The organism is Devosia sp. (genome assembly GCF_965229025.1).
GTDB lineage: Bacteria > Pseudomonadota > Alphaproteobacteria > Rhizobiales > Devosiaceae > Devosia_A.
In genome coordinates this window covers 1,176,181-1,192,369 of the sequence record NZ_OZ245853.1, presented here as the reverse complement: position 1 = coordinate 1,192,369, position 16,189 = coordinate 1,176,181, and the positions used below count along the sequence as shown (strand labels likewise).

Here is a 16,189-nt window from a genome sequence, read left to right as displayed (position 1 = left end):
CATCAGCATGAGCCGCAACAAATTTCCGCCAAAACCCCGCTACGACCCCGATACCGGGCCGGTCTATCTCTATGGCCTGCACACGGTGCGCGCCGCGCTGGACAATCCCCTGCGCGAAAAGCGTAACCTCCTGGTTACGCCGAACGCCCTGATCCGCCTCAGCGAGGACGGCACGGTCGTCAAGATGAAGTACACTGAGACGACGCCCAAGGAGCTCGACCGGCTCCTCGGCGCAGATGCGGTGCATCAGGGCGTGGCTCTGGAAGTTGAACCGGTCAGTCGCTTCGGCCTCAACGATCTGCATGAGCCCAAGCTCATTGTGATCCTCGACCAGCTGACCGACCCGCACAATGTCGGAGCAATCCTCCGCACCGCCTGTGCCTTTGGTGCCGACGCGGTCATAACAACCGCCCGCCACTCGCCGAGGGAAACCGGCGTCATGGCCAAAGCCGCCTCCGGCGCGCTTGACCTCGTCCCCATGATCGAAGTCCGCAACCTCGGCGACGCGATCGAAAAGCTGAAGGAACGCGGCCTCACCGTTGTCGGCTTCGATTCCGAAGCGCCAGGCCCCCTGCGCCCCCGCACCGACAACGTACCCATGGCCATCGTGCTGGGTGCAGAAGGCAAGGGCCTGCGCCAGCGCACCCGCGAGCTTTGCGATGAAATGGTCCGGCTCGATATGCCAGGCCCGATCAAGTCGCTCAACGTCTCGAACGCGGCCGCCATCGCGCTCTTCGCAGCAACGGCGGGCCGGCCAGCTATTTAGCGCCCGCCACCGCCACGACCACATTGATGGTGGCCGCGACGATCATGGTGTTGAACAGGAACGAGAAAATACCGTGCACCAGCACCAGCTTGCGCATGGCGTTTGAGGATACCTCAACGTCCGAAACCTGCGCCGTCATGCCGATGACGAACGAGAAATAAAGAAACGCCCAGCCATCCGGCTTGTCGCCTTTCGGAAACTCCAGCCCACCGACGATCTCGCCCTTCTTTCCCGGCCCCGGACTGGACTCGGGTATTTCGTAGTACTCGTAGGCATAGTGCAGCCCCGCCATCGTGTTGACGGTGAACCAGCCCAGCAGCACGGAAACGAGGCTTACGACGATCTTGGGAATGTCCGGCTCACCGCCGTTCAGCGCCAGGAACAGGAACGTGACGCAGAGGATCACCAGACCGACCGCAACCGTAAAGAACGCAACAATCGGAGAGTCGGTGTCAGCCGCGCGTCTCTGCAGGAACTCCGGCGTCAGGCAAGGCATCTCATACAGCGTGAGCCCGAGATACGTGGCGAACATAGCGTTGGCGCCGATCGCCACCGCATAGACCGGGGCGAGAAACAGGCAGATCACCAGCGCTACGCCGCCGATGGCGATGGCTCCATAGAACGCCCCATGCCTTGGCAGCAGGCCATTGCTTTCGACTTTGCGTTTGGTGGGCATTGCGGGCCTTCTGCTCGGGGACGCCCTTGTCGCTCATGGGCTGGTTTCTAGTAGACCTAGCACATCACCCGTACACAACCGGCAGGCCATCCCCTGGAAACGACTTCCAGGTGTGGGTTTCGAAACTGAGGATTCCCGCCTTGATCGCCGGATCCGCCTCCATCAATATCCGCGTCTCGTCCTGCCCCACGGTGAATACGCAGATCCCGACAAAAGTTCCGCCGTCAGTCAACGGCCCCACCAGGGCCAGTTCGCCGCTCGCCCGCAACTGGAAATTCCGCCGCCCGTGTTCCCAGATCACCGGCTGCGATTCAGGCGTGCCGTAGGCCGGTCCGCGCCCCACCAGCACCAGCGTGTAAAGCTGCGAACTGGCCAGCATGGTCTGCATATAGGCATCGGTGATTTCCGCCATGTTCTCTCTCCTGCTGACAAGTTCGGCGCCATCCTTGCGCCCGCGTGCCGTCGCCGCTATAGAGCCGCCCAGACTATGGAATAGCCGGCATAGCTCAGTTGGTAGAGCAGCTGATTTGTAATCAGAAGGTCGCGGGTTCAAATCCTGCTGCCGGCACCATAGCTCCTCCCCAAGCCTCAGTCGGCCGCCCGCTTGCGCCACTTCTTGATCACCATGTCGCGCTTCAATCGCGACAGCCGGTCGAGGAAGAACACTCCGTTCACCTGCTCGATCTCGTGGAGCGCAATGCGCGCCGGTAGACCTTCGAAGCGCTGCGTTTGCCGCTGCCCCGCTTCGTCATCGTAGGCGACGTCTGCCCATACCGGCCGCACGATCTGCGCCTCGGCCCCCGGCATCGACACCGAACCTTCGGGTCCTGCGGCAGTCTCTTCTGCAACAGTCAGGGTTTCCGGATTGTAGAGCACGACATACTCGCGCTTAGCTGGATCGGATGCCGCACTGATCACCACCACAGGCGCCACCGCGCCCATATGCACCGCTGCCAAGCCATAGGCGTTGGCCGCCTTGGCTGCCTCCAGCAGGCGCCGGCCGATGGTAAGCAGCCCGTCGTCAACCGCGCGCGGCTGAGCGCGCTGGCCAAGCCGTTCGTCGGGATAGAGCACCAGAGGCACTAGAACAAGCCGCCGCGCCCAAGGGTCACGTCGTCGCTCGGATTCTGGCCCGACTCGATGTTCTGGAAGGCGTTCGAATCGACCCCGATCACCGAGGTCACGAGGTTGGGGCCAGTGCCGGGCTTGAACGCCTCATAGATTGCCGTATCGCCAGCGTTCGCCTTCACGCCAGAGGCCGGGTCGATCCAAACCTGCGTCATGCCTGCCGGCATATTGAACGGCGTCGGCGGCTTGCCCTTCAGCGCATCCGCCATGAACTCGGTAAAAATCGGCACGGCCATTTCGCCGCCCGTTGCCTGCTTGCCCATGCTGCGCGGGGTATCGAACCCGACATAGATGCCCACGGCTAGTTCAGGCGTAAAACCAATGAACCACGCGTCCTTGTAGTCGTTTGAAGTGCCGGTCTTGCCCGCCACCGGGCGGTTCAGCACCTTGGCACCCGTGCCGGTGCCGCGTTGAACCACGCCTTCCATCATCGAGGTGATCTGGTAAGCGGTCATCGGATCGAGGACTTGTTCGCGATTGTCGATGATCAGCGGTTCAGCCTGATGCTGCCAGCTGTCGGCCACGCAGCCGTCGCAGAGGCGCTCGTCATGCCGGTAGATGGTCTTGCCGTAGCGATCCTGGACGCGGTCGATCAGCGTCGGCACAATCTTGCGACCACCGTTGGCGATGGTGGCGTAGGCGGACGTCATGCGCATATCCGTGGTTTCGCCGGCTCCGAGCGCCATCGCGAGCACCGGGCTCAGCGAGTCATAAATGCCGAACATCTTGGCGTAATCCGAGATCAGCGGCATGCCGAGATCCTGGGCCAGCCGCACCGTCATCACGTTCCGGCTCTTCTCGATGCCGACACGCAGCGTCTGCGGCCCATAAAACGACTGCGCGTAGTTCTCCGGCCGCCACACCGAACCGTCAGCGTTGACGATCTCGATCGGCGCATCCAGCACCACCGATGCCGGCGTGTAGCCATTGTCGAGCGCAGCCGAATAAACGATCGGTTTGAACGACGAGCCGGGCTGGCGCAGCGCCTGGGTGGCCCGGTTGAACTCGGATTCAGCGTAGGAGAACCCACCCACCATCGCCTGCACACGGCCAGTGCGCGGATCCATGGCGACCAGCGCCCCCTCAAGCTCGGGGACCTGCTGCAGCATGTAGGTGCCGTCCTTGTCCTTCACGCCCGAGACGTAAACGACGTCGCCCACCTTCAAGAGACCGCCGAGCTTCTTGCTCACCCACTTGGTGTCGGCGCCCGAAAGCGTGCCCGTCACGCGCTCCTTGACCACCTTGCCCTCGACATCGGTATCCGGCCGCAGCCCGATCCGTGCCTCGTTGGCACCCATCTCGAGGATCACCGCCAGCGTCCATTCGGGAACGTCGCTGAGCGGCTTGATGGCATTCACCGCCACGCCCCAGTCGGTCGATACGTCAACCGTCGCCACCGGGCCGCGGAAGCCATAATTGTGGTCGTAGCTGATCAGCCCGTCCATTAGCGCCTTGCGGGCAAAATCCTGCAGCTTCGGGTCAAGCGTCGTACGCACGCTGAGGCCGCCACCATAAAGCTCAGCCTCGCCGTAGAGCTTGCCGAGCTGGCGGCGCACCTCTTCGGTGAAGTACTCAGCCGAATAGAGCTGGCTGCCCGAGGTGCGCGGCTTCACATCAAGCGACTCCGCCTTGGCGGCATCGCGCTCCGCTACGGTGATGTAGCCATTCTCCGCCATGCGATCGAGCACGTAGTTCCGGCGCTCGATGGCAGCCTGTGGGTGCTTGAACGGATGGTAGTTGTTCGGCCCCTTCGGCAGTCCCGCCAGATAAGCCGCCTCGCTCAGTGTCAGCTCATAGAGCGCCTTGTCGAAGTAGTTCAGCGCCGCCGCCGAAATGCCGTAGGAGTTCAGCCCGAGGAAGATTTCATTCAGATAGAGCTCAAGAATCTTGTCCTTGGAGAACGTCGACTCGATCCTCAGCGCCAGGATGGCCTCCTGGATTTTGCGGTCCCAGGTCTGCTCCGACGTCAAAAGGAAGTTCTTGGCGACCTGCTGGGTAATTGTCGAGCCACCGCCCTGGATGCCGCCATTGCCCTCGATCTTGGCCATGATGTTGTCGCGCAGGGCGCGGATCACGCCATCGAGCGCAATGCCGCCATGGCTGTAAAAGTCCTTGTCCTCGGCCGAAATGAAGGCGTTGATCACCAGCGGCGGGATAGTTTCGATCGGCTGGAACAGCCGCCGCTCACGCGCATACTCCGCCAGCAGCGTCCCATCCGCGGCGTGAACACGCGTCGTCACCGGCGGCTGGTAGTCCTTCAGCACTGTATAGTCTGGCAGTCCCGCCGAAACCTGCTGCAGGTATATGGCCGCCACGGCGCCAAGGCCGAGAAGACAAAACACGCCGAAGCCGAACAGCCAGCCGAGAAACCGAAGCATCAGGTCGTAAACCTTGAAACGGGTGCCTGAGGCACCGGGGAAGAGCCGCGATTACGCGGCGGAATCATATCAGACAAGGGCAGAAATGTGGACACACGAGCCTTTGACTGCCGCTGAGGACCCAACGGCGCCGACGGTGACTGATTTGCCACTGGCTCCCTCAAGGCGCGACCGCAGCAGTGGTTTTCGTGCTTTCGAAGTAGTCGCCGATACCACGCGCCAAAGCTTCGACCACCCGCTCCCGCCATTCCGGCTTCTGTAGATTAGCAATGTCGCTGGCGTTGGAGAGGAACCCGAGCTCCACCAGCACTGATGGCACATCGGGCGCCTGCAGCACGAAGAAGTCCGCCTGGCGCACCGGAAACCGCCGCAGCGCCACGCTCGGCTCCAGTTCCTTGATCAGCGACTGTGCCGCGACAAACGACGATTTGCGCATCTCGCGCCGCATCAGGTCGACAAGCAGATCCATCACCGCCGGAGTGGCCTGCGGCACCGCAAAGCCCGCCACGATATCGTAGCGGTTCTCACCATCGGCGAGCACCTTGTCGAGGACGTCGGTGGCGTTTTCGTCGCGGGTGTAAACGCTGGCCCCGCGGATTTCCGACTGCTGGAACGTGTCGGCATGCAGCGAGATAAAGAGGTCCGCCTTGTTCTTGCGCGCCAGGTCCACCCGTTCATTCAGCGTCAGATAGGTGTCGTCCTCGCGCGTCAACGCCACGTCGTACTTGCCGGAGTCGATCAAGATTTTTTGAAGATCGAGCGCAAACGCCAGGGTAATGTCCTTTTCGTGGACCCCGTTCGGCGCGGTCGCTCCGTTGTCGACGCCACCATGCCCCGGATCGATCACCACCAGCGGCCGCACCTCGGTTTCAGGCGACTGTGTTGCCTGATCTGCCGAAGGCGTCACCGCGGCCGCCCCCTGCAGGGCCTGCGAAGCCGCGAGATCCGCCGCCACCCTCGCCTTGAAACTAGCTGCCTTATCCGGAATCAAATCGACCACCAGCCGCGCCGGCTGGTCGGCCACCGCATCCATCACATAGGCCTGCTGCACCTGGGCTGGCTGCGCCAGCGTCAGGATGGTCCGCGCCCTTCCCGTATCCGCCATTTCGACGGTGAAACCGGTAACAATCCCCTTACCAGCGACGTCGGCCGGCGCGAGGATCTTGATGTCGAAAGCCTGCACGTCGATGGCGATGCGGTCGGGGCCATCCATCGAGACGATCGCAAACTTGCTCGGTCCACTCAGATCAACGATCAGCCTGGCACGCTCCGGCGTTGTCGAGACACGCGCATCGAGAACATTAGGCAGATCCTCAATCGATTCGGTTTGCGCATAGGCCTGAAGCGGCCAGACAAGGCATGCCAATAGCACCGCGCAAGCAGCAATAAACCCTGCAAACCCAAAGGCTTGACGGTTCGCATTAGTAGAATTGAGCAAAGCTGCGCCGCTCCCGTTTATGCATCTGAAGACGCTTCACCACTCAGGCGATTCTGCGGCGTTGCCTGCAGATTGTGTCTTTTGCAACATCTGGGGCGCGATGCAAATGCAGGGGCCCTGCGGGTTTGGAGTTTCCTGTTGCCAATTTGCTGCAACATCCCTAAAGCCATCTTGAGGCGGTCTGCTACCGTCACCACATGCCGGAGTGGCGCCACTTGCGCCCCTGGCCTCGATGATCCGGTAGCGGCGGTGCGAATATGGTCTTCAGATCATGCTCATACCGAAGTGCGGCACATTTAGCGCCTCGCATTGGAATCTCGACCCTTCGGGGTCGAAGAGCAGGCAGCTGGATACCCTTGCTGGCCTGTTCTCAAGGAAGAGGTCTGATGGCCACCGGGCGGACAAAACCTGACGCGATCCCGAATATCGGTTGCGCTTTTGTCGTCGATCGCCTCCCGGCCATCGTTTCCCACTTCCGCAGCGGTGAACTCACTGCTGACTGTATCGGCGCCCTGAGCGCTATTTCCCTCGAACCATTCGCCTCGCATGGCGCCACGCCAATCAGTCCGGTTCGCCGGTCGATCGGTGTCGGCGCGCGAAGGCGCGGAGTTTTACGCTATGGCTACAAAGCGCATGCTGGTGGATGCCATCCACCCGGAAGAAACACGGATCGTCGTCACTAACGGCAACAAGCTCGAAGAGTTTGATTTCGAGTCCGCCCAGCGGCGGCAGCTGCGGGGGAACATCTACCTCGCCAAGGTCACCCGCGTGGAGCCCTCGCTCCAGGCCGCCTTCATCGAATACGGCGGCAACCGCCACGGGTTCCTCGCTTTCAGCGAAATCCACCCCGATTACTACCAGATCCCGGTCGCCGATCGCGAAGCCCTGCTGCGCGAAGAAGAGGCCCACGAGGCCGACGACCACGTCAGCGACACCAGCGAAGCCTCCGCCCCGACGGAAGCCGACGCCGATGCCGACCCGCAGTCGACCGAGCCCGACGACGAAGAGCACAGCCACATCGAACAGGCGCCGACCAGCAACGAGCCGGTCGAGAGCATCGGTGGTTCTGACGCGCTGGACGACCTGCAGGAACGCCGCCGTCCGATGAACCGGATGCGCCAGTACAAGATCCAGGAAGTCATCAAGCGCCGCCAGGTGATGCTGGTTCAGGTGGTCAAGGAAGAGCGCGGCAACAAGGGCGCAGCTCTCACCACCTACCTCTCGCTCGCCGGCCGTTACTCGGTGCTGATGCCCAATACCGCCCGTGGCGGCGGCATCTCGCGAAAGATCACCAACGCCGCAGACCGCAAGCGTCTCAAGGACATCGTCGGGGATCTTGAAGTGCCACCCGGCCAGGGCATCATCCTTCGGACCGCCGGTGCCAGCCGCACCAAGGCCGAGGTGAAGCGCGATTTCGAGTACCTGCAGCGCCTGTGGGAAAACGTCCGCTCATTGACCCTCAAGTCGCAGGCGCCTTGCCTCGTCTATGAGGAAGGCTCGCTGATCAAGCGCACCATCCGCGATCTCTACAACAAGGAGATCGACGAGTTGTTCGTCGCCGGCGACGAGGCCTATCGCGAGGCCAAGGACTTCATGCGGATGATCATGCCGAGCCACGCCAAGAACGTGCAGCTCTATACCGAGGACGCCCCGCTGTTCTCGAAGTTCGGCATCGAAGGCCAGCTCGACCAGATGTTCTCGCCGCAGGTCACCCTGCCCTCTGGTGGCTACATCGTCATCAACCCGACCGAAGCGCTGGTCTCCATCGACGTCAACTCGGGCCGCTCCACCAAGGAGCACAATATCGAGGACACGGCGCTCCAGACCAATCTCGAGGCGTCCGACGAAATCGCCCGCCAGTTGCGGCTGCGTGACCTCGCCGGGCTGATCGTCATCGACTACATCGACATGGTCGAAAACCGCTCCAATCGGGCGGTCGAGCGCAAGCTCAAGGAAGCGCTGAAGGACGATCGCGCGCGCATCCAGGTTGGCCGTATCAGCCATTTCGGCCTGCTCGAAATGAGCCGCCAGCGCATCCGCTTCGGCGTCGTTGAAAGCTCGACGCACAAGTGCCCGACCTGCCAGGGCACCGGCCTCGTCCGCTCGGTCGAAAGCCTGGCGCTGATGGTCATGCGCAGCGTCGAAGACTACGTGATGAAGAAGCCCGGCCAGTCGATCAACCTAAAGGTTCCGACCGACGTCGCGCTCTACATCCTCAATTCCAAGCGCGGCACGCTCAACGCACTGGAACTGAAGTACAACCTCTCGATCACCATCCTTGCCGACGACCATGTCGGTCCGACGCACTTTGCCATCGAGCGCGGCGAAGCCCGCCAGCTCGATCGTGAGCAGACGGCTGGCACCCACGTGCGGGTCGACACCGCGACACTGGTCGAAACTGACGCCGACGCCGCCGATGCAGCGGTTGAGGATGAAGACGAGGAAATCGAAGAGACCTCGTCCTCTTCCGAAGAGCGCACCACTACGGCCCGTTCCGAAGAAGGCGGCGAGCGTGGTGGCCGTCGCCGCCGCCGTCGTCGTCGTGGTGGCGAACGCGATGATCGTCCGGCCCAGCCGCAACAGCAGCAGCAGCCGCGTCAGGTTACTGAAGCCGCGGCTCCGGCCGATGATGAAGATGATGGCGATGGCGAAGGCGAAGGCACAACAGAAGCCGGCGCACCACGTGACGACAGCGACGAACCCCGTCGCCGCCGTCGCCGCGGCCGCCGTGGTGGCCGCCGCAATCGTCGTCCCGAGGATGGCGTTGAGGGCAGTGCAACAGACGCAGTTGCCGCAGCACCTGCTGAAGGCGAAGCCGCAACCGCAGAAGCTGCAGCGCCGGCCTCTGAAATCGCTCCCGAGGTGCCTCCGGTTGCAGCCGAAGCCGCAGCTGACGCACCCGCCGAGAAGCCCAAGCGTGGCCGCCGCCGCAAGGCAGAGCCCGTAGCTGACGCAGCAGTCGCTGAAGCCGCAGCAGAACCGATCGCAGAAGCCGCACCGGCTGCTGCAGAGGCCGCGCCTGCTGTCGAAGCCGAAGCCAAGCCCAAGGCCCGCTCACGAGCCCGCAAGCCCAAGGCCGCGGTAGCAACGGAGGCCGCCGCAGCGACCGACACGACCGAGACCCCGGCGCCTGAAGAAGCAGCTGCTGCGTCCGCGTCTGCTGCGCCGCAGGTCTCCTCTGCTCCCGTTGAGGCTCCTGCCGCCGAAGATGCCGCTCCGCGCCGTCGCGCCAAGAAGGCCATCCCCGAAGGCGAGATCATCGTCAGCACAACCGCTGAACCGGAAGCGCCCGCCGCTGAAGAGAACAAGCCCAAGAAGGCCGGCTGGTGGCAGCGCCGCCTTGGCCTCGGTGGCTAAGCTGCGACGCACCTGAAATGCAAAGGGCGGGATCATCTCCCGCCCTTTTTCATTTCCGTTCGGCCCAGATGACCCAGAGCCCGATCAGCGGGAAACCCAGCAACTCAAACGCCACCGACGGGGCAATCGCCCAGTTCGTCAGCAGAGCCGGGTCAAACGCGCTGAACCGGCTGAGCCCGCCAGCGAACACCATGCCGGCAATCGCCGCCAGCGCCACCCGCAACTGCTTCAACCACACGGACCCGGCCATCACCAGCAGCCCGGCCCCGAGCCACACACCGCCGATGAACCGGATATGGTTGTCCCGCACCCCAAAGACCGCTGGATCAGTGACGGTAAGGAACGCGACCATCCCGCCCTGCCAGCCCAACGTGCGGATTCCGCCGAGCCCGACATTGAGGCCCAGAACAACCACCGCTGCGCCAACCAGCAGCAGGACGCCGCGTAACAGATAGTTCGCCCGCATCATGCCACCGCCCGGAAGAAGCGCGCCGCCTCCGCAAGCCCCGTTTCAAACGGGGTCACGTCCGACCAAAACCGCTTCCGAAACTTGTCTGCCTTGACGACATAGGGCCGGTCGAACAGAAACTGCATCTCAACACCCTCCTGCACGAATGGCACGAACGCGCCGATGACCGGAGCCAGCCAGCGCGGCAGCACGGTGAGTTTCAGCTTCACGCCGATGGCGTCGGCGGCGATCTGCAAGTGCTGGCGCAGCGTCAGGGTCGGCGCGCAAGGGACGTGCCACGCCTCGCCATAGGCGTCGTCATCCGCATCTCGCAGCGTGATCACGGCACGGGCGTAGTCCGAGACATACGCCACTTCGTGCGGCAGATCGACGTCACCGAGCATCATGGCGCGCTTGCCCGCGCTGAGCGGCATCAGCGACGCGCTACCAAGCACCGATTGCTCGACACCTGGGCCATAGAAGTCTGGCGAGCGAACCGCCGCCACCTTCACCCGGCCTTGGGCATGCGCCACCTCCCAGAGGCGGGTCACCTCGGCGCGAGCCCTCGGCTTGATGCCATAGTCGACGGCCGGGAGGTCCTCCGTGATCGGTCCGTAAGTAGTGCCGTAAAGGTAGAGATTGTCGGCAAAGGCCAGCCGTACACCTGCTGTCTCGCAAGCATCGAGCAGATTGCTCATCGCCAGCGGCCAGCCCTTCTCCCACAACGCCGCCTGATAGGCAGCCCGAGAGCACAGATCACTGCACTGGCCCCGTCGAGGGCCACAATGATGGCCTCGCGCTCCATGATGTCGGCAGAGATGAAGCGAGCGACCTCTGGCAGATCAGCAGGCTTCCGTCGCTGGATCACCGTCACCGGGCGGCCGGCTGCCAGCAACTGCCGGACGATTTCCCGGCCAAGCGCACCGTAGCCGACGACGTGGGTCATTTCATTGGCGGTCATATCAAAAAATCCCTCTGGTTGGGCAGGCTTCGGGCGAGCGTCATCGCTCACGCCGGTGGCCGGCCGAGTTGAAGTGTGAGTCAGGTGGTGTGGAAATGGCGCTGGCGGAGCTAACGCGACCGCCGGGTCGTCTATCTCAGGCGGACTGCGCCACAACCCGGGCCGTCTTGCGGTCACCGCGGAGCACCTGGATACCGACCAGCAGTGCCCAAACGGCCCAGAGCGAGAAGGCAATCGCGACGACTGCACCGGCAAGGCCGACACCAAAGGCTTCGAGCACGCCAAACGCCACACCGGCAGCGATCACGAGGCCCGCCACCGCGAGTATCTTGTGGTCACGGACCAGTAGGGCCGAAACCAGCGCCGTCCAGATGGCGGTGAACAGATACCCGACATGTTCGCCAACACCGGCGCCGAGAAACTGGTTGGCGAAATCGAAGATTGCCACGTCCATTGCCTGCTGCAGTTCGGTCGTACCGGGCGCGACATAGTGAGCGGCGAGACCCGGGATCAGGATCACCCAGCGCAACAGCCCGAGCCCCTGCACCAGCCCGGCCAGCACGCCGAAACCGATGGAAAGACCAGCCACAAGCCGGTCCCGCTCCCAGTACAACAACCCGGTTGAAATGGCGGCGGCAATCAGCGCCAGCGCCGCGGCAAACATCGCGTACCAGTAGATGTGGAGGTCCATTCCACCGGCGGCGAACTGGGTCAAAACTTCACCAGCAGGGCGGCGCAGCACTTCGGGGTAGCCGAAGCTCATCTGCAGGCCGGTGAAGCCAGCCATGAACACGGCAGGGACGGCAACCAGCAGCGTGCCGGCAACGAGACGGGGAGAGGTGGTCATTTTCAGTTTCCTTTGAGGTGTGGGGTGAGGAGGCGCCGGAACATTCGGACGCCTTGGTCCATGTCGGCGGGCGAGAACTCAGCGCCGCCGCTATCTTTGAAGACGAGCCAGAAATCGCCGACCAGCCAGAGCAACTGGGCAAGGTCGTCCAGCGCCTCGTCGTCGCCGACGGGGGTCAGCACCCCGGCGGAAACAAACAGGCTGATCAGAAACCTGGTATTGCCAATCCCCTGCTCCCGGTTGCTGCGATAGGCCGCGGCAAGCACAGGATCGGCATTGAGCAGCAGGGTCAGGTCGCGAAAGAAAAACCGGTAGCGCGCCTGGATCGCAAAGTTTCCGGCCACCATGGCCTCCATCATCTCGATGCTGGGCATGGTCGCCGGGGGCACGGCGTAGTTGGCCGCCCATTCGGCCTGGATCCGGGCAAACAGCGCTCGCACGATCTCGGCCTTGTTGCGGTAGTGGTAGTAGAGGTTGCCGGGGCTCATAGAGAGCGCTTCGGCGATATGATTGGTGGTCACGTTGTCGGTGCCGCGCTCATTGAAGAGCGCCAGCGCGGCGTCGAGAATGCGGGTCTTGGTGTCGGTGGTCATGGGGTAAATCCGTTAGAGCATTTGCTCTAGTGGTTGCTTTAGAGTAAATGCTCTAAGCGGTCAAGCAGCAAAATGCAGCCCGCATCGCCCCTCGCCCTTGGCGCTACCGACACCGGCGCGCTAGGGGTGGGTCATGTCACGCACCGAACGCCTGCTGGATCTGCTGCAACTGCTGAGGAACCGGCGCACGCCGGTGACGGGCCCTGCTCTCGCGGCCGATCTCGGCATCTCCCTGCGCACGCTCTATCGCGACATCGCCACGCTCCAGGCACAGGGCGCCGACATCCAGGGCGAACCGGGCCTGGGCTACGTCCTGCGCCCCGGCTTCACCTTGCCACCATTGATGTTTTCCGCCGACGAGCTCGAGGCGCTGGTGCTCGGCACCCGCTGGGTCGCGCGCCGCGCCGAAGATTCCCGGCTGAGCGACGCCGCCCAGAACGCCATGAGCAAGATCACGGCCGTGCTGCCAGCCGAACTCCGCGATCAGGTCGAAGGCTCGCCGCTCATCGTCGGCCAGGGTGAGATCATTCCCGCTGCCGTCGACATGGGCGCCATCCGCCTCGCCATCCGTACCGAGCATAAGCTCTCAATCAGCTACCGCGATGCCAGTGGCGGTGCCACTGATCGCCTGATCTGGCCTTTTGCCATCGGCTTCTTCGACCGGGTCCGCATCATCGCCGCCTGGTGCGAACTCCGGCAGGACTACCGCACCTTCCGGCTTGACCGGATCGTCGGCATGGAGAGCCTCGCCGACCGCTACCCCCGCCGGCGCGGCGCAATGCTCAAGGAGTGGCGCCAGCGCGAAGGCGTCCCACCCCAACGCTGACCACTGCCGGAAACTGACACCCCGCCCCGCTACGCCGTCTCCATCAGCAACAGGAGACGCCCATGGCCCCGCTCAACTTCATCCTTCTCGCCGTCCGTGACCCGCTCAAGAGCGGCGCGCTCTATGCAAAACTCCTCGGCCACCAGCCCGTCGACACCGCTCCGACCTTCGTCATGTTCGTCCTCGACAACGGCCTCAAGCTCGGCCTCTGGCTCACGGACGACATGCAGCCGACGCCCAAGCCCGCTGGTGGCTACGAACTCTCCTTCAGCCTCCCCACCAGGGACTCCGTTCTCGCCACCTACAAGGAATGGACCGCCCTCGGCCTCAAAGTCGCCCAGCAACCCACCGACATGGATTTCGGCTTCACCTTCGTCCTCGAAGACGAAGACGGCCACCGCCTCCGCCCGTTCGTGCCTGCCGAACAGCGCTAACCTATTGCGTTCACTTGAGCCTATCAGTCATCTCCCTCCCCCTCGTGGGGAGGGATCAAGGGTGGGGGCCACTCGCTCCGACAGTTGCTGCGAACCCCCTCACCGCCCCTTCAAGAACCCCTCAAGCCGCCCCAGCGCCTCATCGATCGTCGCCCGCGTCCCCGCATACGAGAACCGCACGAAACGGTGCCCGTTCAGCCGGTCGAAATCGATCCCCGGCGTCGCGGCGACCGCCACCTCGTCCAGCAACTGCTTGCAGAACGCCAGCGAGTCGTTGGTGTAGCGCGAGAAATCGACATAGGCGTAAAACGCCCCGTCGCCCTCATTGGCAGACGCGAGCCCGAACTGCGCCAGCCCTTCGGCGAGCACATGCCGGTTCACCGCATACTGCGCCTTCTGCTCCTCCGAATAGGCCCGCTCCCCCAGCGCAACCCGCGCCCCGATCTGGCTCAGCGTCGGCGCCGAAATGAAGAGGTTCTGCTGCAGCATGCTGGTGCGGTTGAGCAATTCTTCAGGCAGCACCATCCAGCCGATCCGATAGCCGGTCATGCAATAGTACTTGGAGAAGCTGTTGATGATGATCGCGTCGCGCGTGAACTCCAGCGCCGAGGCCGATGGCCCGCGATAGTCGAGCCCGTGATAAATCTCGTCCGAGATCAACCGTACCCCAAGCTTCGCGCAGACCTCGACGATCTCGCACAACGCCTCCCGCGTCACCGCCGCACCGGTCGGGTTCGCCGGCGAGGCAAACAGCAGCCCGTCGAACTTCTCCTTCGCGTACGCCGCCTCGACATCAGCCGCCGTCAGCCGCCAACCGGACTCCGCAGTGATCGGGATCTCCACCGCCTGCATACCCAGCCCGTCGAGCGTGTTGAGATAAGCGGGGTAGCCCGGCCGCGTCACTGCGATCTTCGCGTTCCGGCCGAAGGCACCGAGAAACGCCAGGATGAACCCCGACGACGAACCCATCGTCGCCATGATGTGCCCGGCATCCACCTCGACCCGGTGCTGGGTGCGGTAGTAGCCGACCAACGCCTGCCGCAACTCGATCTGCCCCGACGAGTGTGTATACTTCTGCGGAAAATCCAGCGCCGCCGCGATCGCCGCACGCACTGCCGGTGCCGGCGGCGCCCCGGGCTCCCCCGATTCCATGTGAGACACTGTTCGCCCGCTCGCTTCAACGAGGGTCGAGCGGGCGGTGATCTCCATCACGTAGAACGGACGAAGGCCGGTGAGCTTTTCAGAAGCAATGGGGTCGGTCATCTGTCTTGGCTAGACAAATCCGGCGCCCGCCTCAACTAGAATTGAAGCGATCCGCGCGACGCCGCTAACCGCGCGGTGGCAATTCCGGCTTACTCTGCTAGAGCTTGAGCGAATTCACGCCGACGGAGTGCCTATGTCTCGCCTGACGATTGCCCTTGGATTGCTGGTTGCCGTGCTTGCCGGCGGGCTGGGGTCAACGCTCCTCAATCGCCCGGCAACGCTCGATGCCGACCAGGTACGAGCCATTGCCGCCGAGGTGGTCAGTGCCGCCCCCAAGCCCGCGGCGTCACCGGATGCGGCTGCAATAGAGGCCATGATCACCGACGCGCTCGCCAAGCAGCCGGCGCCTGCCCCCGCGCAGTCCGTCGCGCAGATCGACGCTGCAACGCTCAACCCGATGATTGAGGACTATCTCCTCAAGAACCCCCGCATCCTGCAGCGCGTCTCATCCGCGCTCGAGGCGGAGATCACCGCAACCCGCAAGGCCGAGACCAAGTCAGCCCTCGCCGACTTGCAGACCGCAATATACGACGATCCGGACCATATCGTCCTCGGCAACCCCAAGGGCGACGTCACGCTGGTTGAAATGTTCGATTACAATTGCGGCTACTGCCGCCAGGCACTCCCCGATATGGCCGAGCTCCTCGATGAGGATCCGAACCTCAAGGTCATCCTCAAGGAATTCCCGATCCTCTCCGCCGCTTCGGTCGATGCTGCGCGCGTCGCCGTGCTCGTCAGCGAAGCCAAGGTCGACTATTGGGCCTTCCACGAAAAGCTGTTCACCGGCTCGGGCCAGAACAACATGGATACCGCCCTCAGCGCCGCCAAGGATCTGGGCCTCAACCCGGTCACCCTGCAGCTCGATATGAACACGCCCAAGGTCACGGCCGTCCTCGACAAGAGCTACGACATCGCCAAGAAGCTCAAGATCACCGGCACCCCGACCTTCATCATCGGCGATGAGATCATCCCTGGCGCCGTCGGCATCGAAGCCTTGAAACTCCGAATTTCTAACATGCGCGCCTGCGGGTCCACCACGTGTGAGACGACCGGCCAGCCAGGCTGACCGGTCGC

The 16,189-nt window shown here is 63.4% G+C and carries 16 protein-coding genes and 1 tRNA gene; 6 read left to right on the top strand and 11 right to left on the bottom strand.

The window, feature by feature from the left end; translation table 11 throughout:
- Positions 1-7 precede the first annotated feature (7 nt).
- On the top strand, positions 8-766 hold the full coding sequence (rlmB, locus tag ACO06J_RS05890) for a 23S rRNA (guanosine(2251)-2'-O)-methyltransferase RlmB (protein WP_421759775.1): 759 nt from the start codon (positions 8-10) through the stop codon (positions 764-766).
- On the opposite strand, the gene ACO06J_RS05885 is transcribed toward rlmB, so the two are convergent.
- Together ACO06J_RS05885 and ACO06J_RS05880 are read right to left on the bottom strand one after the other, a co-directional pair.
- On the bottom strand, positions 759-1,442 hold the full coding sequence (locus ACO06J_RS05885; protein ID WP_421759774.1) for a DUF1345 domain-containing protein: 684 nt from the start codon (positions 1,440-1,442) through the stop codon (positions 759-761). The genes rlmB and ACO06J_RS05885 overlap by 8 nt on opposite strands.
- Positions 1,443-1,506: 64 nt before the next feature.
- Positions 1,507-1,854 (bottom strand): hypothetical protein, encoded by a 348-nt coding sequence (locus ACO06J_RS05880; protein WP_421759773.1) that lies wholly within the window; start codon positions 1,852-1,854, stop codon positions 1,507-1,509.
- An 83-nt stretch (positions 1,855-1,937) separates the two neighbouring features.
- Between ACO06J_RS05880 and ACO06J_RS05875 the strand changes: the two genes are divergently transcribed.
- Positions 1,938-2,013: transfer RNA gene (locus ACO06J_RS05875), tRNA-Thr, on the top strand.
- Between the two features lie 17 nt (positions 2,014-2,030).
- On the opposite strand, the gene ACO06J_RS05870 is transcribed toward ACO06J_RS05875, so the two are convergent.
- The 3 genes from ACO06J_RS05870 to ACO06J_RS05860 form a co-directional block, all read right to left on the bottom strand.
- Positions 2,031-2,516: a peptide deformylase gene (locus tag ACO06J_RS05870; RefSeq protein WP_421759772.1), complete on the bottom strand. Its 486-nt coding sequence runs from the start codon at positions 2,514-2,516 to the stop codon at positions 2,031-2,033.
- Between the two features lie 8 nt (positions 2,517-2,524).
- On the bottom strand, positions 2,525-4,948 hold the full coding sequence (locus ACO06J_RS05865) for a penicillin-binding protein 1A (protein WP_421759771.1): 2,424 nt from the start codon (positions 4,946-4,948) through the stop codon (positions 2,525-2,527).
- A gap of 160 nt (positions 4,949-5,108) precedes the next feature.
- Entirely contained in the window at positions 5,109-6,386 is a 1,278-nt protein-coding gene (locus tag ACO06J_RS05860) for an N-acetylmuramoyl-L-alanine amidase (protein WP_421759770.1), read from the bottom strand.
- A gap of 618 nt (positions 6,387-7,004) precedes the next feature.
- On the opposite strand from ACO06J_RS05860, the gene ACO06J_RS05855 reads away from it, so the two are divergent.
- A complete protein-coding gene (locus ACO06J_RS05855) occupies positions 7,005-9,743 on the top strand; it encodes an Rne/Rng family ribonuclease (RefSeq protein ID WP_421759769.1) in 2,739 nt (912 codons plus the stop codon).
- Positions 9,744-9,792: 49 nt separating this feature from the next.
- On the opposite strand, the gene ACO06J_RS05850 is transcribed toward ACO06J_RS05855, so the two are convergent.
- The 5 genes from ACO06J_RS05850 to ACO06J_RS05830 form a co-directional block, all read right to left on the bottom strand.
- Entirely contained in the window at positions 9,793-10,212 is a 420-nt protein-coding gene (locus ACO06J_RS05850; RefSeq protein WP_421759768.1) for a DUF4345 family protein, read from the bottom strand.
- Positions 10,209-10,889 carry an NAD-dependent epimerase/dehydratase family protein gene (locus ACO06J_RS05845; protein WP_421759766.1) on the bottom strand — a complete coding sequence of 227 codons (681 nt, stop codon included), beginning with the start codon at positions 10,887-10,889 and terminating at the stop codon, positions 10,209-10,211. Before ACO06J_RS05845 ends, ACO06J_RS05850 begins: the two co-directional genes overlap by 4 nt.
- Positions 10,886-11,152: an NAD(P)H-binding protein gene (locus ACO06J_RS05840; protein WP_421759765.1), complete on the bottom strand. Its 267-nt coding sequence runs from the start codon at positions 11,150-11,152 to the stop codon at positions 10,886-10,888. The genes ACO06J_RS05845 and ACO06J_RS05840 overlap by 4 nt, the downstream gene beginning before the upstream one ends.
- Positions 11,153-11,288: 136 nt before the next feature.
- On the bottom strand, positions 11,289-11,999 hold the full coding sequence (locus tag ACO06J_RS05835) for a DUF4386 family protein (RefSeq protein ID WP_421759764.1): 711 nt from the start codon (positions 11,997-11,999) through the stop codon (positions 11,289-11,291).
- Positions 12,000-12,001: 2 nt separating this feature from the next.
- Positions 12,002-12,592 carry a TetR/AcrR family transcriptional regulator gene (locus ACO06J_RS05830; RefSeq protein WP_421759763.1) on the bottom strand — a complete coding sequence of 197 codons (591 nt, stop codon included), beginning with the start codon at positions 12,590-12,592 and terminating at the stop codon, positions 12,002-12,004.
- Positions 12,593-12,725: 133 nt separating this feature from the next.
- On the opposite strand from ACO06J_RS05830, the gene ACO06J_RS05825 reads away from it, so the two are divergent.
- Both ACO06J_RS05825 and ACO06J_RS05820 read left to right on the top strand, forming a co-directional pair.
- The gene (locus ACO06J_RS05825; protein ID WP_421759762.1) at positions 12,726-13,418 is read left to right on the top strand and encodes a helix-turn-helix transcriptional regulator; all 693 of its coding nucleotides are present in this window, start codon (positions 12,726-12,728) and stop codon (positions 13,416-13,418) included.
- A gap of 62 nt (positions 13,419-13,480) precedes the next feature.
- Positions 13,481-13,852: a VOC family protein gene (locus ACO06J_RS05820; protein ID WP_421759761.1), complete on the top strand. Its 372-nt coding sequence runs from the start codon at positions 13,481-13,483 to the stop codon at positions 13,850-13,852.
- A 99-nt stretch (positions 13,853-13,951) separates the two neighbouring features.
- On the opposite strand, the gene ACO06J_RS05815 is transcribed toward ACO06J_RS05820, so the two are convergent.
- A complete protein-coding gene (locus ACO06J_RS05815; protein ID WP_421759760.1) occupies positions 13,952-15,115 on the bottom strand; it encodes a pyridoxal phosphate-dependent aminotransferase in 1,164 nt (387 codons plus the stop codon).
- Between the two features lie 133 nt (positions 15,116-15,248).
- Between ACO06J_RS05815 and ACO06J_RS05810 the strand changes: the two genes are divergently transcribed.
- Complete coding sequence (locus ACO06J_RS05810) at positions 15,249-16,181, top strand: DsbA family protein (protein ID WP_421759759.1); 933 nt, start codon at positions 15,249-15,251, stop codon at positions 16,179-16,181.
- Positions 16,182-16,189 lie beyond the last annotated feature (8 nt).